This is a genomic window from Psychrobacter sp. AntiMn-1 (genome assembly GCF_001854065.1).
Classification (GTDB): domain Bacteria; phylum Pseudomonadota; class Gammaproteobacteria; order Pseudomonadales; family Moraxellaceae; genus Psychrobacter; species Psychrobacter pacificensis.
In genome coordinates this window covers 2027299-2053336 of record NZ_CP012969.1, presented here as the reverse complement: position 1 = coordinate 2053336, position 26038 = coordinate 2027299, and the positions used below count along the sequence as shown (strand labels likewise).

The window sequence follows — 26038 nt, the reverse complement described above, 5'->3', positions numbered from 1 at the left end:
AAAACGCATCTCGAAAGATGCGTTTTTTTTGATCTAGCTAATTTAATCTAATTAACGATTAAATCAGCCTTGAACATCAAGTCATTGCTTACTTTTTGTCTTCGTCTACTTCAGTAAACTCAGCATCAACGACATCGTCATCCGCTTGGTTGCTACCAGTAGCGTCAGCACCTTGTTGGAACTGGCTTGGATCCATACCCTCGCTACCTGCGCCGCTGTCAGCATAAATCTTCTGGCTAACTGGCAAGAATGCATTGTCTAGCGCTTCAAGCTTGGCTTTGATTTCGTCATGGTCGTCTTCTTTCGCCGCCGCTTCAAGCTCAGTGATCGCAGACTCTACTGTTGATTTTTCTTCGTCAGTGACTTTATCTTCTGCTTCTTTCAGCGCTTTTTGTACGGCGTGGATACGACCATCTGCTTCGTTACGAACTTGCGCTAAGTTAGCGAACTTCTCATCTTCAGCAGCATTAGCCTCTGCATCACGAACCATTTGCTCGACTTCTTCGTCCGACAAGCCAGAATCCGCCTTGATCTGGATGCTCTGTGCTTTACCAGTACCTTTATCAGTTGCTGAGATGTTCATGATACCATCAGCGTTGATGTCAAAAGACACTTCGATTTGCGGTAAGCCACGTGGTGCTGGTGGGATATCCGTCAAGTCAAAACGACCAAGCAGTTTGTTTTGGTTAGCGATTTTACGCTCACCTTGATATACCTGAATCGTTACTGCTGGCTGGTTGTCTTCAGCGGTTGAGAATACCTGTGATTTCTTGGTAGGAATCATGGTGTTTTTCTCGATAACTGGCGTCATAACACCGCCCATCGTTTCGATACCTAGCGTCAATGGCGTTACATCAAGTAGCAATACGTCAGTTTTATCACCAGACAATACCGCACCTTGGATTGCCGCACCAGCTGCCACAGCTTCATCAGGGTTCACGTCTTTACGTGGCTCTTGACCAAAGAACTCTTGTACTTTTTGTTGTACAAGTGGCATACGAGTCTGACCACCAACCAAGATTACATCGTTGATATCGCCAATTTTTAGGCCAGCATCTTCAAGGGCAGTTTTACAAGGGTCCATGGTGCGCTGTACTAGATCTTCGGTTAGGCTTTCAAGCTTAGAGCGGCTGATAGTGATGACCAAGTGCTTAGGACCACTGCTGTCAGCAGTAATATAAGGCAAGTTCACTTCAGTGCTTTGTGCACTTGATAGCTCAATCTTCGCTTTTTCAGCTGCTTCTTTTAGACGTTGCATCGCAAGAGAGTCACCTTTTAGGTTAACATCTTGCTCTTTTTTGAACTCATCTACCAAATAATCGATCAACGCTGAGTCAAAGTCCTCACCACCTAGGAACGTATCACCGTTGGTCGCTAGTACTTCAAACTGTTGCTCGCCATCGACGTCTGCGATTTCGATAATTGAGATATCGAAAGTACCACCACCCAAGTCATATACAGCAACGGTGCTATCGCCTTGCTTTTTGTCCATACCGTAAGCAAGTGCCGCAGCAGTTGGCTCGTTGATGATACGTTTTACATCAAGACCTGCAATTTTACCCGCATCTTTGGTTGCTTGACGCTGTGAGTCATTGAAGTAAGCAGGTACGGTTACAACTGCCTCAGTCACGCTCTCACCAAGATAGTCTTCTGCTGTTTTTTTCATTTTTTTCAAGATTTCAGCAGAAACCTGTGGTGGCGCAAGCTTTTTACCGTTGATTTCTACCCACGCATCGCCGTTGTCTGCTTTAGCGATTTTGTAAGGTACCATACCGATATCTTTTTGCACGACTTTGTCATCAAAACGACGACCGATCAAACGCTTAATCGCAAACAAAGTGTTGCTTGGATTGGTGACCGCTTGACGCTTAGCTGACTGACCAACCAATGTTTCGTCATCTTTATAAGCGACGATTGATGGTGTGGTACGCGTACCTTCAGCATTTTCGATGACTTTAACCTTGTCACCTTCCATTACTGCTACACACGAGTTAGTCGTACCTAAATCAATACCAATTACTTTACCCATAATCAATTGCTCCTAATTTATTTTTAACTATAAATACTTATTTATCCAGACCGTAGTCGGTCACTTGTTGCTATATATCGGTTTGCTTGTTGTATTTTTCAAGGCGATAATCAAGCAAAAACAGTCTTTCATGTGATTTTTTGTGAAAAACCTTCATATTAGTAGGGTTTAACCCCAAAAAATATTATTGACCAACACGTACCATGGCTGGACGTAGTAGACGACCGTTTAAGCTATAGCCTTTTTGTAGGACTGTACCGACGGTGTCAGCTTCTGCTTCTGAATCGATACCCACTGCTTCATGGAAATCAGCGTTAAATTTCTCACCTTCTGGATCGACCACTTCTACGCCGTGACGTGTAAGTACAGAGACCAATGCTTTGTGGGTTAATTTCACCCCTTCAGCGACTGGGTCATTCGCGTCTGCGTTTTCGATAGCGCGCTCTAAGTTATCGACGATATCGAGTAGCTCTTTGGCAAATTTTTGAAGAGCGAATTTTTTACTCTTATCCGCTTCTTGCTCGGCGCGCTTTTGTGCATTGTAAGCTTCAGCGTTGGCGCGAGCAGTGCTTTCTTTGGCTTGCTTCACTTCACCTTCTAACTCAGCGATACGCGCTTTGAACGTATCAAGATCGATCTCGTTTTCGATAGTGGCTTCTTCACCTGAGTTGTTCTGTGGATCAAACTCGTTCATGGTTTCTTCTAAGATGCTGTCTTTGTGATCAACATTATCATGTGCCACTGTTTGATCAAAGTTTTCTTGGTTGGTATTTTGCTCGCTCATGATAGCTCCTTGGAATGTCAATAATAATTGAGATAAGACACAATAAATCAGCCAAACGCTGGCTGTATCATGCCTTTATCAGATACTTAACGGTTATCACTCATTTTTTTTATTAATACGCTCTAATAGCTGCTTGATAAAGGTAATAAGTATAAATTTCAAGCCTAAAGTAAAGGAATTTTTCGCATTTACGACAAATATGGTTAGATCTTTCTTTAAAACAAGTACTCAGCATTTCTGGGCTGTGTCAACTGGTCTCAACATACGTTAACAAAACGTACAAAAAACCGTCAATTACTCTAAATAGGTTACCGTTGCTACCCACGCCATTACTAAATAACACCCTGCTTTACGCACTACTGCCTTATTATTGCTACAAATATTATTCCTTATCTTAAAGTGTACGCTGATGTAACAGTAAACACTCAAAAACAGTTATGAGAGATATTATGTCTAATTTAACACTATCATCAATCAATACCTTACTGAACAAAACATTGATGACGCTGCATTTGGCGTCGAACGATGAGATGATTGGTGAAGTGAAAGACAACGGTGTACAAAAAAAGCGTTTGAGCGTGAAAGAAAAAATGCTCAGTTATAACCCAATGGCACATTGCCAACCACACACTCTGCACTATGCGATGAAAGGTCTTGGCTATCTACCAACACCAGTATTAGAAGGTTTGATTGGTTACTTAAAAGGGCCTCACTCAAAACAATATCAGCACGCCAATGCTCATTTGCGCCTGATCCTCGCGGTGAATAGTCATCTTAAGACGCCATTAGAGCTAACGCCCATGCATGAACTCCGTGAAAGGTTTGCTGCTGATGCGGTGGCGATGCAAGCACCAAGCGTATGGCACCAAGCAGGTGGCAGTATGCTAAGTAACATCAAACCTTTTATCAAAAAGGGTGAAACACCTGTCAATTGGGAAGATAAAACCATAGCCAACGCGGATGATGGCGATATGACCATTCGCTGCTATCAGGCAGGTACCAAGAGTATTGGCGCTAAAAAAAGACGTGCTCATAACCCTGACCAAACAGCCATGTTGTTTTTTCATGGTGGTGGTTTTTGTATCGGTAGTGTCGATACACATCACGAGTTCTGTCACGCAGTCTGTGAGCAGACTGGTTGGCCTGTGGTCAGTGTGGATTACCGCTTGGCTCCTGAGTGTCCTGCACCTGCAGCGTTAAAAGACTGTATCACCGCTTATGCTTGGTTGGCTGAGCATTGCCATACCTTAGGTGCCTTACCGTCACGCATCGTTCTTGCAGGCGATAGCGCAGGTGGTGGCCTTTCTACCTTGATTGCACAGCAACTCACCGCACCAAACGAAAACGCTTGGTTAGATTTGGGTGCAGATGGTCAGAAAATGTTTGATCTATTAAAGAAGCTGCCTGCGCCGCTAGCACAGATGCCGCTGTATCCTGTGACTGATATCGAGACAGATTATCCGAGTTGGGAGCTGTATGGTGAAGGCCTGCTATTGGATCATGCTGATGTGGCAGTATTTGATGCCGCTTGTCTTGAGAATAGTCCGTTGCCACGCATACATATACTCAATTCGCCAATGCTTGGTGATAATAGCAAAGTATGTCCCACCTATATCGTCGCTGCTGAACTCGATGTATTGCGTGATGAGGCATTTGCTTATGCCAAACAGCTAAAGAGTTATAAAGTTCCTGTTGAGACCCATACTGTGCTGGGCGCACCGCACGGCTTTATTCATTTTATGAGCGTGCATCAAGGACTTGGGCAGGAAACAAAAAATATTATTCATGGTTTTGGCGGCTTCGTCCGTGAGGTCATTAGTACAAAATCGCGGCTCGCGGCATAGCGGTTAACTGGAACTAGCTATTTATTAGTATGATCAGAAACGGTAATTAACCAAATCTCTGAGCGTGAGCCCAATCGAAACGGAATACCCCAAAAGCCATAACCCGAGGACACCACAAAATGTCCTCTGCCAATGGCCTCATACCCATAGCCTAATCGGTTGATGGCGCTCACGATAAAGTTGGCGGGGAATACTTGTCCATTGTGAGTGTGTCCTGATACCTGTAGATCGATTGGTAACTGGCTGTGCTCATCAATATCGCTTGGTCTATGATCCAGCAGTATCACTGGCTGTGAAGTATCAACGTTCGCGAGCAAATCCGTTGTCGCGACACGCTGGCGTTTATGATTATCAAAACGTCCAACCAGCCATATAGGCTGACCCTCATGTTCGATACCAAACACGTCATCATTTAATAAATGTACGCCTGCATCGACTAACGCTTGGCTGATTGGCTGTTCGTGCCCATACAAATCATGATTACCCAATGTTGCATAGACGCCGTATGGCAGGCTACTGCATAGCTCAGCTAAGTTTTTTGCCATATTATAGCTATTAAACGCATCTGTATTGTCATCCATGATATCGCCTGGCATAAGCAGCATATCAGCCTGCGAGTCAATCATTAGACAGTTCAACCTATCTATCGCTGCTACGCCAAATAGTCGTCCTAGATGAAGGTCACTCGCGACCGCAATGCGCAGTGGTTTAGCGAGCGGTTTGTTGATACTAATGGACAGCTTACGTACGACTGGCACATAAGCACTATATAATGCGAAACCGAACAACCCTAAGAATATCACCAATGCAAGCGCTCGTAGGCCAATAAAAATCATATTAGATTCATATGACGAGGCGCCTAAGAGTGGTGTTACTAGCCAGTATCCACCATAGAATAGGGTTATCAGCAATGCCGTGAGCAGCATAAAATGCATAACCAACATCCAACCGCTAACCCAGCGGTAGCTATTGGCAAATACTCTTTTGACACTTAATATCAACAATCCATTAGTAATAATAAATATAGCAGACCATATAGCGATCTGAAGCGTTGGCGTGATCCAAGGCTGTAACCACCACTGTAAGCTTAGAGCAGCACCCGCACTAAACAGCTGCAAGAGCAAAAAAATGATGATGAAAAATGCGTAACGCATGGATTGCCCTTAGACAGAAATACAATCTAGTGAATATTTAATATAAGCCGACCTTCTTATGTTTCACATGAAACAATCATGATGTAACTACTTTTGATCCTCTAATGCCTGTTTGAGTGTCACGTGCTTGAATGTGTAGCCTGCATCTGATAGCGCTTGTGGCAGCACCTTTTGACCATCTATTAGTAGCGTCGACATCTCACCAAACATCAGCTTAAGTAAAAACTCTGGCAAGGTAAAAAGTGTCGGCCGATGTAACCATGAGCCAAGCGTTTTAGTAAAAGTATGGTTACTCACAGGATTGGGCGCCGTGAGATTATAGACAAAGGCTGGCGTATCACTTCTTGTCTCTATGATATTATCGTTATGTGAAACTCTTTGTTTATGGCCAAATTGACTAGCAAGATGCTGCTCAATAATAAAAATCGCCGCCCCCACCCAATCGTCACGGCTAATCCAGCTCATGATTTGTTGACCATCACCCAACTGCCCGCCAACGCCAAACTTAAATGGCAGTAGTAATTTGGCCACCATACCACCTTCAGGATGTATCACAACGCCTGTTCGTATAATAGCGACAGGGACATCGTAACCAGTCGCTTTGAGCGCCAAGCTCTCCCACTCCTCACATAAGCGATGGGCAAAGTCTGTCTCAAAACTGCTGTGTTCAGTCAATGGCTTATCACCTTGCGTGCCGTACCAACCGATTGCTGAGCCGCTGACGACTAGTTTTGGCTTTGTTGCCGTACGTTCGATGAAGCTTAATATCGATTGAGTAGGCTTAATACGACTGGCTATTAATTGCTCTTTGCGCTCATCGCTCCAACGCGCGTCAGCAATACCTGCGCCAGCTAAGTTCATTATGACATCAAAGCTCATGTCAGACTTTTTAAGCTCGTCATAAGTCATCATATTAATGTCATCAGGATGAGCTTGATTGCTATCTCTGGTCAACCAAGTAATCATCACCTCTTTACCTTGTGTGCGATACCGTTCGATTAACTCTTGGCTAAATGCACTACCCAAAAACCCTGAGCCACCACTAATTAAAACCTTCATAGCCTACTCCCTATGTGTACCAAATATCGCAGCGATGACCTATTGCTGAAAGATTCATCGTTCAATAAAAATCAGCTCCTTTTAACTATCGTCTACTTTTTTGTCGTTTTTATCAAAATGACTTTTACATACTTTTAGTAAAGCAACGGGAACTAAGGAAGCGGCTTTAGCGATAGCTAGCGCTGAGACGGTATATTTTGCTATGGCTACAGAACGATAACCATAGTAATCTTCAGCTAGTGAAATATGGTTTATCGATGGCGACAGCACAAAAAAGACAGTACAAAAGACTAGGCTATAATGGTATGAAAGGTCGTTTATTGCCTACTAACGAATGACTGAGCCTGTCGTTGCATCACGGATTTGGCTGGGTAAGATATAACCTAGAGTATCAGCCTGAAAATAGCCAATCTGCTCACCGAAATAACCATAGGCAGTGTCAAAGGTGCTAGCAGGCGCTTGACCTGATGGGTTGCAGCTAGTCGAAACAATGAAGCCAAATGGGTTATTTTCGCTGACCATCTGTTGGCACAGTTCTCGTATGATAGGATGGGCGATGACCCTGACTGCAATGGTCTGATGCTCACCCATTATCCATGAGGGCATCGTGGTCGAAAGTGTCTGAGGAATGGGTAATAACCAAGTATGCGCTTGGCGATTGTGTAGCTCGCTGTCATTAACATCTGACTGCCAGCTATCGATAATTTGCTGGCGCTGGGCATTATTTAAAGACGCTAGTAGAGGTGACAAACGCTCTACGCTATCGGTAATGACGATCATGCCTTTGGCTTGCGGACGTTGTTTAATATCCAAGATACGCTGCACAGCGGCTTTGTTATAAGGGTCGCAACCAATACCCCAAACGCTTTCTGTTGGGTATGCAAGTAGCTTTGCTTCTTTAAGCCAGTTTGCAGCTTGTGTGGCAGAGTCAGTGATAAAAGGTATAGATTGGCTCATAGCTTACATGTTTCATGCTGGAATAGAGACACTAATAATAGCACAAGAGACAGTCTGACTAAGGTAGCGATATTTAGAACCCATTCTACTTATTCTTATGTGGCAGGTAGGAGTATCGATACGCTATACACGTAAATAGCGTCCGCCTTGCACACTGATGACGCCCATTAGTTCAAGTTCCATCAGCTGTCCAATGAGCTGTGGCGCGGATAGTTTGGTTGCGATAATCAGCGCATCTAAATCCTGTCCGTGCCAGTCAAGACGCTCATAAATGTCGGTCAAATGCTCAGGTACAATAACCTCACTACGGCTAGATTTTATATTAGAAGATTTTTGCTCACTATGCGCGGTAAGCGAGCGTTTGTCTATATTTGACACAGCGAAGGGATGGCGAATGTCCGACTGAGACTTATCAGAGCGCATCGTTGCCTCCTTTTGTATATACGATCGACGATCATAATCGAGTTGACCATTGACGTCCTCTAACACCTGCTGAGGATGATAAATCAGCGTTGCGCCTTCACGTATCAGATGATGACAACCCTCGGCATTGCTATTATCAATATGACTTGGAATGGCAAAGACTTGTTTGCCTTGCTCAGAGGTTAAACGGGCGGTAATGAGCGAGCCACTTTTGATCGTCGCTTCGGTCACAATCGTGGCTAGACTCAGCCCAGCAACCAGACGGTTACGGCGCGGAAAGGTATGTTTGTGCGGCTGAGTATGCGGTAATAGCTCACTAATAATACAGCCACCTTGCTCGATGATTTGAGCAAATAACTGGTCACGATGATTGGGATAATTCACATCAATCCCTGTCCCCATCACGCCGATAGTACGACCTTGATAGTCAAGATCAGTCTGCGCCAAAGCTCCTAGATGAGCCCGTTTGTCCACGCCTATCGCCAGACCACTGGTGATGACATACCCTGCCTGTGCCAGATATTGCGCCATATCGAACGTGATTTTTTGGGCATGGGCTGTTGGTTTTCGGCTGCCCACGATAGCAATTTGAGCCTGATGCAGACGCGCGCTATTTCCTCGAAAGAACAATAATGGCGGCGGATCATAAATATGAAGAAGCTGAGCAGGATAGTCGGGCTGACCGGCAAACAATAAACCATAGCGCCCGTCTGTAAGTGCTTGCTGTATCTTATCAATAGCAGCACGTGTCTGCTCTGGCTGCTCATGGCGTTTGAGATGGGTATGATGGAGTCCTAACTGCTTCCAAGCGCCTACTGTAGCCTGCCAAGCAAGCTGCGCATCACCATAAGTCGTTATGAGCTTATGATAAGCAGACAATGATGCATTCACCTCATACCATAGCGCCAATATGGCGCGCTGATCATCGGATAAAGAAGAGGTGACTGCGGTCATTGTCATCTGTCTCGTTTGGGCAAACTTAGTAAAATCGCTTCACAAAGCCTTATGTGCTTATAGATAAGGGGGTGGCAATAGTTGGTCGCCAACATTGAGTGGTAGTTCAGAGTCAAGTACGTAAGCATAGCTGATGTTGTCAAAGGTATTAAACACCATCACCATACCGCTTGGCTCATTGGGCAAGCGTACCGGCATGTCATTATCTCTTACGTCCCTGACCAGCGGGCCTTTTTGATAAACGGTCAGTACATCACCTGGTTTGGCACCATGCAAGCTGCCTAAATTGATCGCTACCACGCTGCCTTTAGCGGCAGAGCTGATTGAGTCCATCACCCGCACAATCATACCACCACGACTGACGCTGGCAGGCGTTGGATAAAAGACAGGTGGGATAGCGTTGTCCAACTCGACAAACACACGATCACCTTCACGTACTTCTTTGTCGTAACTGTCAGTAAGCTGTAAGCTGGTAATACCATTCGTTTCTGTCGATGTGACAAGACCAGTCGCGACTTGTGTGACTTCTAGGCCGATAACCTCTTGAGTTTTGGGATCCACATATAGGTCACCCTCACGGTATACCCCGTAGCGCTGACCCACGATAAGCGGGACGCCTTTGGCATAGACTTTATCCCCGCTTGCGGTGATTAGATTGCGATTTTTGGATGCCAAAATATACGGTGTGGTATTGAAATCTTCTGGATTTACAATGAGGGTTTTATCCAGCCAATGCTGAATAGCAGACCATGGTACAGGCGGGATACTATTAGCAGTCGAGGTGATCGCGACGGTGCTGGCAACCACATTACCTGTTAGCTGCTTTTCAATACCTGCACAGCCCTCACCAGTATCAACCCCTACCAAAGTCTTGCCCTGAATGACACACAGAATAAGAATATCATCAGGATAAATAAGGTTTGGATTTTTTATTTGCTTGTTGGTGGCCCAAATCTCTTTCCAGCGCCACGGACTGTCGAGGTAGCGACCTGCGATATCCCATAGCGTATCGCCTTTTTTGACGATATAGCGATTGGGTGCATCTGCTTTTATGGTAGGTGGTGGATTATTGGCGTGGGCTGTGGTCATCAACATGGCACTGCTAAATGTCGTAACTAATAATCCTTTTGCCAGTGCTTTTGCTGTCTTTTTTAAGCTCATCTTCATCGTTATATCCACAATAGGCACCACTGTTTCGGTCACAATAAACCACACTCGTTTTTTACCAAATCCATAAAATATTTTATAAAAATAATTTAGATTATCAGTAGTTTATAGGTGATTTTATCATAACAACGATAGGGCAGCTGTTCAGTATAATTGGCTAGAAATATTCCGAAAAAAGCGTCTAGCAGCATGATGGCTCGCCGACGCTGTTTCTAATACTACAATTATCTATACCATAACACAATCATAAACACTTTATTACAATGGTGTAACTTTTATACAAACGCTTCTATCTATAGAAGATGAACTCAAAACGTTTATCGCTTATGCTAGATTTGGTTCAACATGTTGACGAATTTGCTCAGCAACCAATTCAGCTTTGTTCTCTAGTACAGTCACATGTTGTGGCAGGCTTTCTAAACCTTCCGTGTGAGCTGGACGCTCGATGTCGATTTGCCCCACTGCTTCAATAATAGTGTCAGCAAATTTAACAGGCAAGGCCGTCTCTGCACAGATAATGACTTCGCCTTCACGCTGTAGCTCTTTGGCAACCTTTATCCCGTCAGCTGTATGCGGATCGACAAGTTCGCCATGCTGTTCATACAATGCTTTGATCGTGTTTAAGCGATCGCTATGGGTTGATTTGCCAGCAGCAAAGCCATAACGCGTATTGACCGCCTCCATCAAATCAGACAAGTCAAACCCTTGACCTGATTTTACACCGTCAAATAACTCATGAACGCGTGCGCTGTCTTTATCCAGCAACAAGTAAACAAAACGTTCAAAGTTTGAGGCTTTTGAGATATCCATTGATGGACTTGAAGTCACGTAAGTTTTGTCAGTGGGACGTGGCTGATAAGCACCTTGATTGAAAAAGTCATTGAGGACGTCGTTTTCGTTGGTGGCGACGATCAAACGCTCAACGGGCAAGCCCATTTCACGAGCGATGTGACCGGCACAAATATTACCAAAGTTACCTGAAGGCACGCTAAAGCTGACTTTTTCATCATTGCTTGTCGTCACCGCAAAATAGGCTTTAAAGTAATAAACGATCTGCGCGAGGATGCGTCCCCAGTTGATAGAGTTGACCGTGCCCAAGTCATACTGTGCTTTAAAATCAGCATCTTGTTGCAGCGCTTTGACGATATCCTGACAATCATCGAACATGCCATCGATCGCGATATTATGAATATTATCGTCGGTCAAGCTGTACATTTGTGCGCGCTGAAACTCACTCATTTTGCCATGCGGTGATAGCATAAAGACTTCGACGTTTTCTTTACCGCGCAATGCGTATTCCGCCGCACTACCCGTGTCGCCACTGGTCGCGCCGATAATGGTAATACGCGCCCCTTTTTGCTTGAGCACATATTCAAAAGCATTGCCCAAGAACTGCATGGCCACGTCTTTAAACGCCAGCGTTGGGCCGTTTGATAATCCTAAAATGTATAAGTTGTCTTCGAGCTTGCGGACAGGAACAATGTCATCAGAGCCAAATATATCAGCCGTATAAGTGCGATCAATAATGTCCTTTAGATCCGCATAAGGAATGTCTGTAGCAAAGCGCTGCATAATCGCAAGTGCCAGCTCTGGATAGCTCAGCGTACGCCACTCATCAAGGACAGCGCCGTCAACGGTCGGGTAATGCTCAGGCAGCATCAAGCCACCATCTGGCGCAAGCCCCATCAATAGTACGTCGCTAAAATCCATTGGCGCTGTCTGACCACGGGTACTAATATATTTCATTAGATTGTCCTGTCTACAATAATGTTATTCAATAGTTAAAAACGGTTTATTCAGCAGTCTTTTGCAATAACGCATAATAAAAACCATCGCCACTCTCGCTATCGATTGGCAAGCACTGGCGACCAATCGTTTGCGCGATACCCCAATTGCAAGCCTCGGTAAACTCAATCACTGCCGCATCATTATGATGAGTGATAAAGTCCTGCATTTGCTCGACGTTTTCTTGCTTTAAGATAGAGCACGTGACATACAGCAAATAACCGCCAGCTTTCAATTGTGGCCATAGGTTATGCAAAATATCGGCTTGCAGCAAGGCGGTTTGCTCGATGTCTTCTTCGGTACGCAAAATACTAATATCAGGATGACGGCGAATCACGCCCGTTGCGGTACAAGGAGAATCCAATAATATTGCATCGAATACTGGCTCATTTGTCGCAGCTTTTTTATTTTTGCCATGCTGCCATCTGGTGGCATCAGCGCAGACAACGTTAAGGGCGATATTTTTTTCAGCTTGCTCTAAGTCTTGCTGTTTTAGATTGAGACGCTGTAGATTGTCATAGATGCGTTCGATGCGCGGTGCTTCATTATCGATAGCGGTCAGCTTGAGTTTAGAAGCTAAAGGCTTTGCTTCCGCATCATCTTGTTTCACGTGAAACAACGATGAAGAGTCATTTGAGCTGAGCAACTCCAACCAGTGGGCAAGCTTGCCACCAGGCGCCGCGCAAGCATCTAAAATATGTATCTCGTTATTGGTATTTTCCGTATCAGATTTTTCAGCGTTGAGCTTTGCCATTAACGCTTTATTGATGATAGGTGCCGCAAGCTGAGCATGCATATCTTGCACGCTGGCAATGCCTTCGGAAAAATGAGGCAAAGCATTGACAGCGGTAGTCTGATGCAGTCTTAAGCCTTTGGTCGATAGTATTGTAGTAGTCTCTGACGAGTTTGCTACGTTAAAACCAGTCGTTAGCTCAACGATATCTGCATCAATTTCTGCGCCATACAGCGACTGTTGATAATCCTCTACTGAAGTAACTGCAGAGTTGACTCGCAAAAACATCGGTGCCACTTGGCGTAAGCCCTGGGTCAGCGCATCGTACTGCTCACTCCAATCTTGCTTAAGCTGATAGGCAAGCCAATTCGGTAAGCTGTGTTTTTTATCACACTTCTTACGGAATTTACTCGGGTTCTTAGCGACTTTGCGCAAAATAGCGTTGATTAAACCAGTTGCATGGGCAAACTCAATCTCTTTTGCCGCTTCAACCGTTTCATGAATCGCGGCATGATCTGCCACTTCCAAATACAGTAACTGCACCAAACCCACTTGAATTGTGGTACGAACTTCTACTTCGTCAATAGGGTTGTCCGCTAGCGTGTCGAGCAATCGTGCAAGGGCATGCCATTGACGTAATGTTGTGAGCAATAAAGCATGCGCAAAACCTTTATCACCATCGTGCAGACTGTTTAATAATGGGTCAAGCACGCTTGAGAGCGAATGACCATTTTGAATAGCAAGCAAGGTACGAATCACGCGAACGCGAACGCTGCCATTCATGATTAGATTGCTTGATGGCTTGAGCTTGTTGTTTCTAGGTGCATTGTTTTTAGACGCGCTATTGGTTTGTCTCATGAAGTTGTGTTTCCTTGACGTCTGATCGATCGCGTCTTGTGCTAGTAGGGTTAAATGTCATTAACGCTATTTAGATGAAGCTATTTTGATTCTGCTGTGAATTGATCACCGTCGTTTAGCTGATTACCATGACAAAGCTGTTCCGCGGTCATCGGCTTACCACCAGCAAACTGTAATTTAGTTATCGCCAATGTGTTGCTGAGTTGTACGTCATGAGCGGCATTATCGTTTGCTTGTTCAGCCTCTTGACCACAAGCGACTAAGATGGCTTTGCGTCCCACACTCACGACTGTACCCGCAGGCTTATCTGTTTTTTGTGTGGTATTGATGGGTAGTGCAGCGAGTATTTTGACGCGTTGCCCATTTAGAAAGGTATAAGCGCCTGGCCACGGTGTCAACCCACGAATTTGGCGCTCGATGGTAGCAGCGGGCTTTGTCCAGTCAACCTCGCCTTCGGTTTTTACGAGCTTTTCGGCATAGTTTGCCTGACTGTCATCTTGGGCAACGGCCTGTGCTTGGTAATGTGATAACTCTTTTAATACTGTAGCGATAGCCGTCGCCCCAAGCGCTGCCATCTTATCATGTAGGCTCGCTGCCGTCTCATCAGGCTCTATACTAGCGCTCACCTTATAGAGCATATCACCAGTATCAAGCCCTTTATCCATCTGCATGATGGTGATACCTGTCTCATCATCACCTGCTAATAATGCACGATGAATAGGTGCGGCACCGCGCCAACGTGGCAACAATGAGGCATGAATATTTAGACAACCATGCGTGGGTGTGGTCAATACACCAATAGGCAAAATCAAACCGTAGGCGGCGACAATCATAAGATCTGGCTGATACGTACGCAACGTCTGTCGTGCTGCCATGCCCTCTGTGCTGGATTTTTTGAAGGTGACTGGCTGCTCTACCGCAATATCGTTCGCTAATGCCACTTCTTTGACAGCAGAGGCTGATAGCTTTTGGCCGCGTCCTGCCTTGCGATCTGGCTGGGTATATACTGCGACAATATTGATATTGAGGGCGTCTTGCTGGCGAATGAGCGCTTCTAGACTAATGGCAGCAAACTCAGGCGTGCCTGCAAATACTACCCTTAGTCGCTCGGTAGATAGTTTATTATTGTTTATAGATGTATTAGACAGATCAAAAGTGGCAGTAGTCATAGTCTTGCATTATATAAGGTTAATTTGCCCATTATAGGTGAGTTTACGATGTTGTGCCATAATTGTGGTAGTCTCAATCCAGTATGACTAATGACGATTTTTGCCTTTATAATATAAAAAGTGTCATTGCTCTAGTTATCGACCTTTTTATAGAATAAAAATACTTCTTCAGCAATACTCTATAAATAACACACTATTATTCTGCTATAGATAATAAAAAGGTATCAGTACCAAGGTTTTGAATAAATCAATTACTATAACAAACGATGATGATTTCACTATATGTTTTTGTGTCGATATAGGGCCATGCTCTCATGCAACAGTTTAAGTCCTTACAGCGATTATTGATCTTCTATGCATCGACCTTGCTGGTCATGCTATTGCTGTACTATGTCACGTTTTTTGATGGGTTGAGACATCATAGCGAACAACACAGTATAGATACTTTTCATGCATTACAGTACAGTATTACTGAGCATGCCGCGCCTATCGATGTAGAAATAGAAAAAATCCTAAAACAGCCTGCTTTTGACCATATCAGTTATCAGCTTATTTTGATGATGCCATCTGGGCAAACCTATATCCATCGTAAGACTCGACCTAATGAATCAGCTTTTACGACAGTAACGTTTCCAACAGTCAATGCCGCCACTTTTTCTAAGGACAATCAAAGTGCTTATACAGTCAGTAGTAGTGCTTTAACAGGAACGATAAAGCTCGAAAGTGGTCATCAGGTTTATATTGTGTTGCGCTATGAGCCTTTGACTGTCGAATGGACCTCGTACCGTTATTGGCTACCATTAACGGTGGCTTTGATACTATTTTTTATTGCTTTATTTTACATGCTCCACCGTCGAACCAACTGGGAGCAGCTAATAGCTTACACTGATAATTTGAGTGTTCATGCAAAAGAGTCTTATACGCCGCCGCCCTTTTTACAAGAAAAGTCCACCACTGAGTTTTTGCTGCTAGGTCATGCACTGAGCCGTGTCAGTTATCAGCTACACAACGACTATCGACGTATCAAAACATTAAATCATCGTTTGGAGCGCTTGGTTGATCAGGCACCACTGCCAATGCTGATGAGCTTACGTCATGGTCAGATTAGTTTCTATAATCAACGCTTTGAAACAATATTTACACCCTCTACCAAAAACGGACACAGGCATATAATCACTGATTTCGTCATGGGCAAAGACGAGGCTACTCAGCACATACTTCAAACGCTAGCTGGTTTACAAGTCTCGCGTACATTGACCGTCTACGGAATACAAAACAAACAAAACTACCAGTTGCATGCCACTCCATGGTTCGGTGAGCATGGACAAGTTCATGGTTTTACGGTAATGCTTAATGATATCAATGAGCTGGTTAATCAGAACGAGCAGTTGCAACAGCAAAATAAACAGCTACAGCAAAAGGTTGATGAGTTCAATAAACTTAGGTTTGTCATCGGTCATAAGTTGCGCATACCGCTAGAAGCTATGATCGATATCCTTGAGCCAATCGATCCGAACACGTTGAATGCAAGACAAAACATAACATTAGATACTTTGATTACCACCAGTCAGAACATGCTCACCGCACTCAACGAGACGCTACATATAGGAAATATCGAGGTTAGAAAAACTCGCCTTAATATTGAGCCCGTCGATATTTATAAGCTTGGTCAGGAAGTTAATGAGCTAATCATAAATGATACGAGGCAAAGAGGGCTTGAGCTGATTTACTTTTTTGCCCCAGACTGTCCGCGCTCTATTGGTACTGATGACGTGCGTCTCCGGCAGATTTTGCTGAATCTACTGCATAATGCCGTAAAATTCACCCCCTCCGGACATGTCGCACTTATTATAGAACAAACTGACTACGAGCAAATGTCAGAGGCTAACAAAGAGACCTTACAGTCTATCAATAAAAACCTTACCGCAGATGCAGTGAGTTGCTGGGTGCGCTTTAGTGTGCAGGACACTGGTATCGGTATCACATCTGCCAAACAGCATCAGCTCTTGTCGTACTTAAATAAACCCCATAGCCAAGATATCAACCCAGTAGCGCAAAATGCTATCGATACAGGGTTGGGACTAAAAAACGTCAATAGCTTTGCGCGATTACTAGGCGGCTTTATAGAACTAACCAGTACCGTGAATGAAGGTAGCATGTTCAACCTTTATTTGCCTTGCCGACGCCCAAACTATCAGTCGGTATATCATCCTAGTCAGCACCTAAATCATATTTGCCTAATCGCGATCGTCCACCAGCCGCTTGTCGCGCAACATTTACAGCGGCTTTGTGAGCACTTAGCGATATCTAGCACTATTTATACTGCTGTAGACCTAGCGACTATAGAGCAATTAACAGAACGCCTAAGTCAAGATCAGCAAAGCTTGGCACCCATACTTCTACTAGATTATGAGTACTATGATACCAGCGCGATCTTAGTTGGTAATAAGCCCGATACTGACAGCTCAGCGAAATATCAAAACTCATTATCACAAGAGCAGGCTGACCTCACAAAACCCCATTTAACGCACAGCAATCACATAGTCACTAGCATCGATAGACGGCAGGCATTAAATAGCCTACTCGCTAATACATCCTTACCTAAAATACTATTTAGTATGAAACCTGAGCGCCGTATACCCTCTATGTTACTCGATCAATGCGATGGCTTTTTGGCAAAACCTTTAGATAGTGCGCTATTACTGTCTGAAATCCTGCGCTTGACAATGCCAGCTAGAAAAAAGCTAACACAAACACAAGATATTAAAGAGAACATTAGCGAGACAACTGCTCAAGAAGAAAGTTCGCAGCCATTATCACCCCTTATCTTAGTGGTGGAAGATAGCCCAACCAATCAAAAAATAGCCTGCAAAATGCTAAGTAAACTTGGCTATCGCAGTATCGTTGCAGAAGATGGTCAGCAAGCGCTTGATATATTAGCCAGCCAGCGTGAAGAGATCTCCCTCATTTTGATGGACTGCCGGATGCCAGTCATGGACGGTCTACAAGCTACTCAGGCAATCCGCGCACAAGACGACGATATACCTATTGTCGCACTAACGGCGAATAATACAGAAGAGGATCGCAAGGCGTGCATGCAAGTGGGAATGGATGAGTTTTTATCCAAGCCTATCCGTAAAGAGGATCTAGAAACCGTTCTACAAAGCTTTATACCCTAAACGTTAATAACAAAATCACCCTCTCAACATTATAGTTGAACCAATTTAAGAGCGGTACAAGGCAACCGAGTGCAGATGTATCTGTCATACTTCAAGCGAGGTTAACGATGTAACGCTTTTATAGTGGATTGACTATACTTTGATTTCGTAATATGGACAGGGTGAATATTTAAACAGGTAAGTACAGCCTCAAACGTTATTTCATAAAGCCATTATCTGCTAAAAAAGCTTCTGTAATTTGGCTTTGAGGATTTGCAGTATTCATACCACCAGATTGTGATTTATTTAGCAAACGCTCCAAATAGCGTGCAACGATATCCACCTCTATATTCACCTTACTGCCTACCAGCCAGTGTTTCGCAATATTAGTCACTTGTGCCGTATGCGGGATAATATTTAAAGAAACGATATTGTCACGTACCAGATTGGTAGTCAAACTAATCCCATCTACCGTGATAGAACCTTTGGTCGCTGTATAGTGCGCCAACTCTTGTGGTATCTCAATCTCAATATAAATAGAACGTGCGTCTTGCTGTAGTTTACTGACGACACCTACCCCATCCACGTGACCGGCAACAATATGGCCACCAAAACGAGTCGTTGGTAGCATCGCTTTTTCTAAATTGACCGTATGACCTGCTTTTAATGCTTCTAGCGCTGTTCGAGCAATAGTTTCACGTGAAACATCAACAGAGTAATGGTTATTACCTAGCTCTACAACAGTCAAACAGATACCGTTCGATGCAATAGAATCACCGAGCTTTACGTCGCTAAAATCTAGGTCGTTAGACTCTATTGTTAAGCGTATATCACCGCCCGTTGGTTGCATCGATTTTACGGTTCCAACGCTTTCTATAATTCCAGTAAACATATCATCCTCATCTCGTTATTATAATGCTGCTATAAACACATCACTTTATTTATCAAATACTTACCCAAATTTCTTAGTACTGTCTTTCTGAGTACACTTCGCAGTGAAACACACGGGAAATGAAGGCGGTCATAGGATAGATTGTGGATAAGTAAGTATAAGTCAATAGAATATTCTTAAAGTTTTTATTAATTATAGAGTTATCCACAATGATGCTAAATTTAGTTTAGCGCTCGCAACGTAAGATTTAAAAAAACATAAGTTATTGATTAGTATATAATTTATCATAAAAACTCAAAAATAATCAGCTTTTCATGTTTCATGTGGAACAAAGTTATACACAGTTTCATGTGGAACATTTAAAATAGTAACGTACTTATCCACATATAGTTCACATTATAAGCATTTTGCGGATAACAAAATCACAAATAAGCAACCTACAAAGGCAATAGCGTTAATTTAAGGTCAGAACCAAGTTTCTCATAATTATAAATATCGAAGCGCAACTGTTGAGCCAGTGAGATAGGATTGAAATTGACCATTGGTCGCGCTTGATCACCAAGGAGACAAGGCGCCTGATAAACAATCAATTCATCGACCAGCTGCTGACTCAAAAAACTTCCCGCAACGCCAGCACCCGCCTCCACCAAGACATCATAACACTGATGGTCTCTGACTAATGTTGCTAGTAAATCAGTGAGATCATCTGTGCGCCAATAAATCGTATCTGTACGGCGGCACAATTGATAATCAGACTGAGCACTGTGCTCTAAACGCTGACGTCTATCGAGCACTACAATCTGAGGTGATGGTATTTTTTCGGGTAATACGCCTAGTTTATTTGAACGCACGTTGAGCTGCGGATCATCAGCTATCACTGTCTCACTACCGGTTATGATTGCCCCACTTCGTGCGCGTATCTTTTGTACATCTTCGCGGGCTGCGTTTGATGTAATCCATTTTGACTCACCAGATGCCATCGCGGTGCGACCATCTAGGCTAGTCGCTATTTTTAATCTGACATATGGCATCTGAGTCCGCATGGCTTTTAAAAACCCGCGATTTAATGCTTCTGCCTGCTCCGTCAGTATGCCAACTGTCACTTCAATACCAGCTTGCTTAAGTAGCTTTACCCCGCGACCTGCCACCTGTGGATTGGGGTCTAGGCCGGCAATCACAACACGCTTTACATTAGCTTTAATAAGTGCCAACGCACACGGCGGTGTACGGCCTGTATGGCTGCATGGCTCTAGAGTCACATAAGCCGTTGCGCCCACTGCTCGATCGCCTGCTTCTTTTAATGCAAATACCTCTGCATGTGGCTCACCAGCTTTCGGATGAAACCCTTGACCGACCACTTCTTCAGTTTGGACGATGACACAACCTACTACTGGATTTGGCCTAGTAGTATATAAACCGAGCTTAGCTTGTTCGATAGCAAGCATCATAAAGTAGCGATCTTGCGCATCTTGAGAGTGATTTATAGTTGGCATAACAGTAGGCTTATGAATGATTGGTAATAATTACGGAGAATTTTATTTAATAATCTAGGCGCTTTGAACTCAAAATCAGTTTAATAGTTAGACATATTTATTGATGTACCAGCTTATTTGTCATTTGGACGGATATTGGCAATTTCCTGATGAAAAGCATCAATGTCTTGAAAGTCGCGATAGACGCTAGCAAAGCGCACATAGGCAACATCATCTAAAGTTTTTAGCTCACTCATGATGATTTCGCCCAAGACTTTACTACTGATTTCACGCTCACCCATCTGTCTGACGCGTTTTTCAACTCGGCTGATCATTGCTTCTTGCTCATCGATAGTGATGGGGCGCTTTTGCAAAGGCAATAAGATAGACCGACGCAGCTTTTCATTGTCGTAAGGTTCAATCTTGTTGCTGGATTTGATAATCCTTGGCATCACCACTTCTACCATCTCAAACGTTGTAAAACGCTCTTGGCAACTGTTGCATGAACGGCGGCGACGCACTTGCGCACCTTCTGCAGCAAGACGTGAGTCAATCACTTTTGTCTCTGATGCATTACAATACGGGCAGTGCATAGCAATTCCTTCTTTTATGACTAAGAATAAAAGCAAAACTTATGAGATAGACAAATGTATTGAGTAATAGATAGAGTTATTCAACCGTTATTTACCAATACAAAAACTACCAAATATTTTGCCAAGCAAATCATCAGCACTAAACTCACCTGTAATCTCACCCAAACTCTGCTGGGCCTGACGCAAGCTTTCAGCAACCAACTCACCTGCTTGGAATACCGTCAACTGCTCATGCGCCTCTGTTAAACAGTTGGCTGTCCGTTTGAGAGCATCTATATGACGAGTACGAGCGATTAAGCTATTTTCTGGTGGATGAAAACCTACCTTAGCGCATAGTGCTTCGACTAAATTATCGATACCAGCGCCTGTTTCACATGAAACATTAACTTGTTCGTAGCCTCTATCTTTGATTTCGGCTTGCATCGTAGAGGCAGATTTTTCGCTACTATCATCGCTCAGTAGATCACTTTTATTGGCAATGATGAGTAATCGTTTGGCATCTGGCAGCTCGCCGAATAACTGCTCAGCCAATTGCAACGGCGTGCTTTCTTCTTCAACATCGCGAGTCACATCGTAAACCATCAGCAGCATATCAGCTTGGGTAATGGCGGTACGGGCACGCTCAATGCCGATACGCTCTACGGTATCCTCTGTATCACGTAGGCCTGCCGTATCGGTAAGGTGAAGTGTCAAACCATTGAGCACGACCGTCTCTTGCAGCGTATCACGCGTGGTGCCAGCGACATCGGTCACGATAGCACGTTCTTGCCCTGCTAGACGATTTAGCAGGCTTGATTTACCAGCATTTGGCCTACCTGCTAGGACAACATGGATACCATCACGTAAGAGCTGACCTTGCTTTGCCGTGGCTAAGACTTGCTGTATCTTATCTTGCGTTTGCTCAAGTTTACTCTGTATCACGCCGTCAGATAAAAAATCGACATCTTCTTCATCAGGGAAATCAATGGCAGCTTCAACGTGCAAGCGCAAATGAATCAACTGTTCTAATAGCTGGTTTATTTTTTGGGAGAACTCACCACTTAGTGAACGAATCGCACTACTCGCGGCCGCCGCACTGGTCGCATCAATCGCATCAGCGATCGCCTCTGCCTGCACCAAATCCAACTTATCGTTATCAAAAGCGCGATAAGAAAACTCTCCGGCACTCGCTTGTTTGGCGCCTAATTCAAATACACGTGCAAGCAACTGGTTCTGCAAAATAACGCCGCCATGCCCTTGCAGCTCAATCACATCTTCACCCGTGAATGAGTGCGGACCTTTAAAGAACAGTACGAGCCCTTCATCAATAACGGTGCCATCCGCCTGATAAAAGCGGCAGAAGCTAGCCATACGCGGCGTAAAAGCAGTTTTACCCGTCAGCGCGCAGGCCATGGCATAAGCACGGCTACCTGACAGACGTATAACACCCACACCCCCTCGCCCAAGTGGCGTTGCAATCGCAGCAATCGTGGCGAGTTCCGATGTATTAGGTTTTTCAGAAGAATTAGGTGTGGCTAATGCCATCTCTAAGGAATCCACAATAACTCTCAATAACTAAAAATCCCATTATAGACGTCTGTGCTCATAGTGACAAAGCAAACTTTGAAACGCGGCCTAATCGTTGATATTTTCTCTTCAATGTTGATAAGCTGTGGATAACCTTTTAGCACTCATAAAAAAACCACCGCTTGCGCGATGGTATTTGTTTTTATCCTTCTGATAGAGCGTCAGTTAGTCAACTATTTTTACCGTGCGACGTTTCTGCTCTTCTTCGACTTTCTTATTTACAATATATTGCTGAGTCATACTGAACAAGTTGTTCACTGTCCAATATAGTACCAAACCTGCTGGGAAGAATAGCATGAATGCGGTAAAGATAATTGGCAAGAACTTCATGACTTTTGCTTGCATTGGATCTGCTGGCTGCGGGTTTAACTGTTGCTGGATGAACATGGAAACACCCATCAATAGCGGCAAGATGAACCAAGGATCCATGGCTGAAAGATCGCGAATCCACAGAATCCATGGCGCATGACGCAGCTCGACACTCTCTACGAGCACCCAATACAAAGCTAAGAAAATTGGCATCTGCATCAAGATAGGTAGACAACCCGCCATCGGATTGACATTCTCTTCTTTGTAGATGGCCATCATTTCTTGCGACATTTTCATGCGGTCGTCGCCATGCTCTTCTTTTAGCGTTTTTAGTCTCGGCGCAATAGCGCGCATTTTTGCCATTGAATAGTAGCTCTTATTAGAGAACCACATCAAAGCAATTTTGACTAGAATGGTGAGGATAATGATTGACCAACCCCAGTTACCCACAACTTTATGCACACCTTCCAAGATAGCAAACAAGACCTTTGATATTGGCCACAATAAGCCGTAATCAACCGTCTTATTCAGACCAACTGCCACATCTTTTAGCTCAGACTGTACTTTTGGACCTGCATATAGTGTGGCATCCAACGTCACTTGCTTGTTTGGTGCGACATTGACTGGCTGACTGTTAAAGCCAATAAAGTAGTCGTTACCAGTCTCGCGGGTAAAGAATTTACCCGTGAAGTTTTCAGGCGTCCATGCAGAGACAAAATAATGCTGTACGATGCCAACCCAACCTTTATCACTGGTCGTCGTCAACTCGCCATCGCTGAAGTCTTTAAACTTCAGTTTATTATAAGGATCATCTGGCGTACCCCATGCACCACCTAGATAAGTCGCCATGCTCAGCGCGCCTTTATCAGACATACCAGGATCTTTACTATCATCGCGTTTTAGCTGCGCAAACATCTGGCCTTGCCACGCATTGGTAGAGGCGTTTTGAATTTTGTAGCTAATATCGATCGGATATTTGTTTTCAGTAAAGGTGAATGTCTTGGTGATTGTCACGCCATCTTTTTTGTAAGTAAGCGGTACTGACAATGTCTGTTGCCCTGCTTCCATTACATAGTTATTAGTGGTGTGGCTATAAATCGCACGGCCTTCTGCCGTATCAATACCATTTTGACCAATCAAGCCAGACTGAGCCACGTATACACGGTTGCTGTTGTTTTCTAGCAATACGAAAGGCTTATCGCTATCGAGCGTTGCGTCATACTGCTTGAGCGCAGCATAGACAATATCACCGCCTTCTGGATTGATTTTAATATCATAGCGATCGGTCGTTACCGTGATTAATCCTGTGTCCTTTGCAGGGGCCGCTATCACAGCTGCGTTATCCACAGGTAGGGTCTGAACCGGAATATCACCTGCGGCACCAGTGGTAGAAGGAATGTCAGCACCTACTGAACTTGTAGTTTCTGGCACTGCTTCTACAGCTGGTGCATCGGCATAATCATCTCGCCATGCCAAAATCAGCAGATAAGCGGTAATTAACATCGCAATGATGATCATCACCCGAAATATCTTTTGCATAAACCTTTCCTAGATTAAAAATTAGGGAATGAAAAATTAGGGCATGTGTCATGACTATATTGCATAGTTATCATCATGATCGATAACCGCGTTGAGAGTCATTTACATAAAATGTGCATTATTTTACTAAAAATCTGCTTCAAATGATACCAAGAGTGTGGATAACTTGTGGGTAAGTCATTGAAGATGATATCTAAAGCCCGAAGTTATGATTTTTATGTTGTCTTCATTAAGTAGTTAAGACGTGGCACATACCCCTGACGATCTCGGTAAACACCCCATCCTCTACTATCGCTACTCGTTGTGGAAGGTATATATTGATACCGATAAGAAGATAAAGGGAGCGGGACAAAATCAATGCCGTGTCCACCAAGCGGATGACATTTACTAAGACGTTTTAACAGCAACCAACTACCTACACGAGTGCCATGCCACGCCAAAGCTTGTTTACCATAGTTTGAACAGCTGGGATAGTAACGGCAGCGAGCAGGTATGATAGGGCTAATTATTTTTTGATAAAATTTTATTATATTTAATATAAAAACAAAAATTATTTTATTTATCAAAACTAATAATTTTTTCATTTTATTTTTTTTCTATTTTTTTAAAAATATTATTTATTTCATTTTTCAATTCTTTATTATCAATATTCTTTATCGATTTTTTTACTATAAAAACAATATCTTTATTTTCTAATTTAAAAGCTTTTGTACGGAACTGCTCACGGATATGTCGTTTAATCAAATTTCGAACGACAGCAGTAGGCACTTTACGCTTAGTAATCGCCATACCGATACGTGGCTTGTCACAGGCACTGGGTCTCACAAACGCCATCAAGTGACTCTGATGTATCTTACGCTCAGGTGCGTCAAACACTTCACGAAACGCTGCTGGTGTCAGTAGGCGCTGCTCTTTAGTAAAATTGGCTGTAGGTGTAGCTAAAAGAGATTTGGGCATGGTATGACCTAATATGATAGGGAATGGCGATATTAAAGATAATAGCAAAATATAGAAACAAAAAAAGCGCCGATGCGGGCGCTTTTAATATATGGCTAAGTGTCAGTTGTGATGATTGACTATTGCAATCTATAAACAATAGGAGCACAACAAGCAATATTAGCCATGCTTATCGCTATCTACTGACTACTGACTACTGATTATACAGTTAGACGATGACGTCCTTTAGCACGGCGACGAGCTAAGACCTGACGGCCTTTTTTAGTTGCCATACGAGCACGGAAACCGTGAGTACGTTTACGCTTGATCACGCTTGGTTGGAATGTACGTTTCATAACTCACCTATCAAAATAATGGACTAAATTCGTAATAACGGAGGATTATACCATCCAGTATAGTTTTGGTCAATAAACTAATTTAGCCTGTTTTCAGAGATTTAGTTTCTGCTATCAGACTGCTAGATATTATTTGTTCAATACTTCCGTTTTGTTTAACCAGTGTTTTTAGTTGACAGTAAATAATTTCTGAAGTTATCCACAGTTTTGCATGAAATCTATAACAATAATTAATTAATATATATAGGTATTGTTGTTATTGGGACCTTGCTTATCTGTGGCTAACTCCACTTTATCGTTA

Annotated in this window: 20 protein-coding genes; 2 read left to right on the top strand and 18 right to left on the bottom strand. The window is 43.6% G+C overall.

Annotated elements, in window-relative coordinates:
• Positions 1 to 88: 88 nt before the first annotated feature.
• Entirely contained in the window at positions 89 to 2029 is a 1941-nt protein-coding gene (gene dnaK, locus AOT82_RS08695) for a molecular chaperone DnaK (RefSeq protein WP_071002680.1), read from the bottom strand.
• A 184-nt stretch (positions 2030 to 2213) separates the two neighbouring features.
• Entirely contained in the window at positions 2214 to 2813 is a 600-nt protein-coding gene (gene grpE, locus AOT82_RS08690) for a nucleotide exchange factor GrpE (protein WP_071002679.1), read from the bottom strand.
• Positions 2814 to 3262: 449 nt separating this feature from the next.
• Between grpE and AOT82_RS08685 the strand changes: the two genes are divergently transcribed.
• Positions 3263 to 4657 (top strand): alpha/beta hydrolase, encoded by a 1395-nt coding sequence (locus tag AOT82_RS08685; protein ID WP_071002678.1) that lies wholly within the window; start codon positions 3263 to 3265, stop codon positions 4655 to 4657.
• A gap of 17 nt (positions 4658 to 4674) precedes the next feature.
• On the opposite strand, the gene AOT82_RS08680 is transcribed toward AOT82_RS08685, so the two are convergent.
• The 8 genes from AOT82_RS08680 to fmt all read right to left on the bottom strand — a co-directional run bounded on the left by AOT82_RS08680 (position 4675) and on the right by fmt (position 14916).
• Positions 4675 to 5811: a metallophosphoesterase gene (locus AOT82_RS08680; RefSeq protein ID WP_071002677.1), complete on the bottom strand. Its 1137-nt coding sequence runs from the start codon at positions 5809 to 5811 to the stop codon at positions 4675 to 4677.
• 87 nt (positions 5812 to 5898) lie between these two features.
• Positions 5899 to 6870 (bottom strand): epimerase, encoded by a 972-nt coding sequence (locus AOT82_RS08675; protein WP_071002676.1) that lies wholly within the window; start codon positions 6868 to 6870, stop codon positions 5899 to 5901.
• A 327-nt stretch (positions 6871 to 7197) separates the two neighbouring features.
• Positions 7198 to 7827 carry an L-threonylcarbamoyladenylate synthase gene (locus AOT82_RS08670; RefSeq protein ID WP_071002675.1) on the bottom strand — a complete coding sequence of 210 codons (630 nt, stop codon included), beginning with the start codon at positions 7825 to 7827 and terminating at the stop codon, positions 7198 to 7200.
• A gap of 123 nt (positions 7828 to 7950) precedes the next feature.
• Positions 7951 to 9204 (bottom strand): DNA-processing protein DprA, encoded by a 1254-nt coding sequence (dprA, locus tag AOT82_RS08665; protein WP_071003727.1) that lies wholly within the window; start codon positions 9202 to 9204, stop codon positions 7951 to 7953.
• Between the two features lie 57 nt (positions 9205 to 9261).
• Positions 9262 to 10371, bottom strand: coding sequence for a LysM peptidoglycan-binding domain-containing protein (locus AOT82_RS08660; RefSeq protein ID WP_071002674.1), 1110 nt, complete (start codon positions 10369 to 10371; stop codon positions 9262 to 9264).
• Positions 10372 to 10695: 324 nt separating this feature from the next.
• Positions 10696 to 12117: a threonine synthase gene (gene thrC, locus AOT82_RS08655; protein ID WP_071002673.1), complete on the bottom strand. Its 1422-nt coding sequence runs from the start codon at positions 12115 to 12117 to the stop codon at positions 10696 to 10698.
• Between the two features lie 46 nt (positions 12118 to 12163).
• Positions 12164 to 13747 (bottom strand): transcription antitermination factor NusB, encoded by a 1584-nt coding sequence (locus tag AOT82_RS08650; protein ID WP_071002672.1) that lies wholly within the window; start codon positions 13745 to 13747, stop codon positions 12164 to 12166.
• Between the two features lie 80 nt (positions 13748 to 13827).
• Complete coding sequence (fmt, locus tag AOT82_RS08645; protein WP_071002671.1) at positions 13828 to 14916, bottom strand: methionyl-tRNA formyltransferase; 1089 nt, start codon at positions 14914 to 14916, stop codon at positions 13828 to 13830.
• A 314-nt stretch (positions 14917 to 15230) separates the two neighbouring features.
• On the opposite strand from fmt, the gene AOT82_RS08640 reads away from it, so the two are divergent.
• On the top strand, positions 15231 to 18095 hold the full coding sequence (locus AOT82_RS08640; protein WP_071002670.1) for a response regulator: 2865 nt from the start codon (positions 15231 to 15233) through the stop codon (positions 18093 to 18095).
• A 196-nt stretch (positions 18096 to 18291) separates the two neighbouring features.
• On the opposite strand, the gene AOT82_RS08635 is transcribed toward AOT82_RS08640, so the two are convergent.
• From AOT82_RS08635 to rpmH, 8 genes are all read right to left on the bottom strand, one after another.
• Entirely contained in the window at positions 18292 to 18966 is a 675-nt protein-coding gene (locus AOT82_RS08635; RefSeq protein ID WP_071002669.1) for a riboflavin synthase, read from the bottom strand.
• Between the two features lie 437 nt (positions 18967 to 19403).
• Entirely contained in the window at positions 19404 to 20459 is a 1056-nt protein-coding gene (gene ribD / locus AOT82_RS08630; RefSeq protein WP_071002668.1) for a bifunctional diaminohydroxyphosphoribosylaminopyrimidine deaminase/5-amino-6-(5-phosphoribosylamino)uracil reductase RibD, read from the bottom strand.
• A 113-nt stretch (positions 20460 to 20572) separates the two neighbouring features.
• On the bottom strand, positions 20573 to 21031 hold the full coding sequence (nrdR, locus tag AOT82_RS08625; protein WP_071002667.1) for a transcriptional regulator NrdR: 459 nt from the start codon (positions 21029 to 21031) through the stop codon (positions 20573 to 20575).
• Between the two features lie 87 nt (positions 21032 to 21118).
• Positions 21119 to 22555 (bottom strand): tRNA uridine-5-carboxymethylaminomethyl(34) synthesis GTPase MnmE, encoded by a 1437-nt coding sequence (gene mnmE, locus AOT82_RS08620; RefSeq protein ID WP_071002666.1) that lies wholly within the window; start codon positions 22553 to 22555, stop codon positions 21119 to 21121.
• 207 nt (positions 22556 to 22762) lie between these two features.
• Complete coding sequence (gene yidC / locus AOT82_RS08615; protein WP_071002665.1) at positions 22763 to 24445, bottom strand: membrane protein insertase YidC; 1683 nt, start codon at positions 24443 to 24445, stop codon at positions 22763 to 22765.
• Between the two features lie 215 nt (positions 24446 to 24660).
• On the bottom strand, positions 24661 to 25029 hold the full coding sequence (gene yidD, locus AOT82_RS13670; protein ID WP_083328905.1) for a membrane protein insertion efficiency factor YidD: 369 nt from the start codon (positions 25027 to 25029) through the stop codon (positions 24661 to 24663).
• A gap of 1 nt (position 25030) precedes the next feature.
• The gene (gene rnpA / locus AOT82_RS08610) at positions 25031 to 25402 is read right to left on the bottom strand and encodes a ribonuclease P protein component (RefSeq protein ID WP_071002664.1); all 372 of its coding nucleotides are present in this window, start codon (positions 25400 to 25402) and stop codon (positions 25031 to 25033) included.
• A 200-nt stretch (positions 25403 to 25602) separates the two neighbouring features.
• Complete coding sequence (gene rpmH / locus AOT82_RS08605) at positions 25603 to 25737, bottom strand: 50S ribosomal protein L34 (RefSeq protein ID WP_007394757.1); 135 nt, start codon at positions 25735 to 25737, stop codon at positions 25603 to 25605.
• Positions 25738 to 26038: the final 301 nt, after the last annotated feature.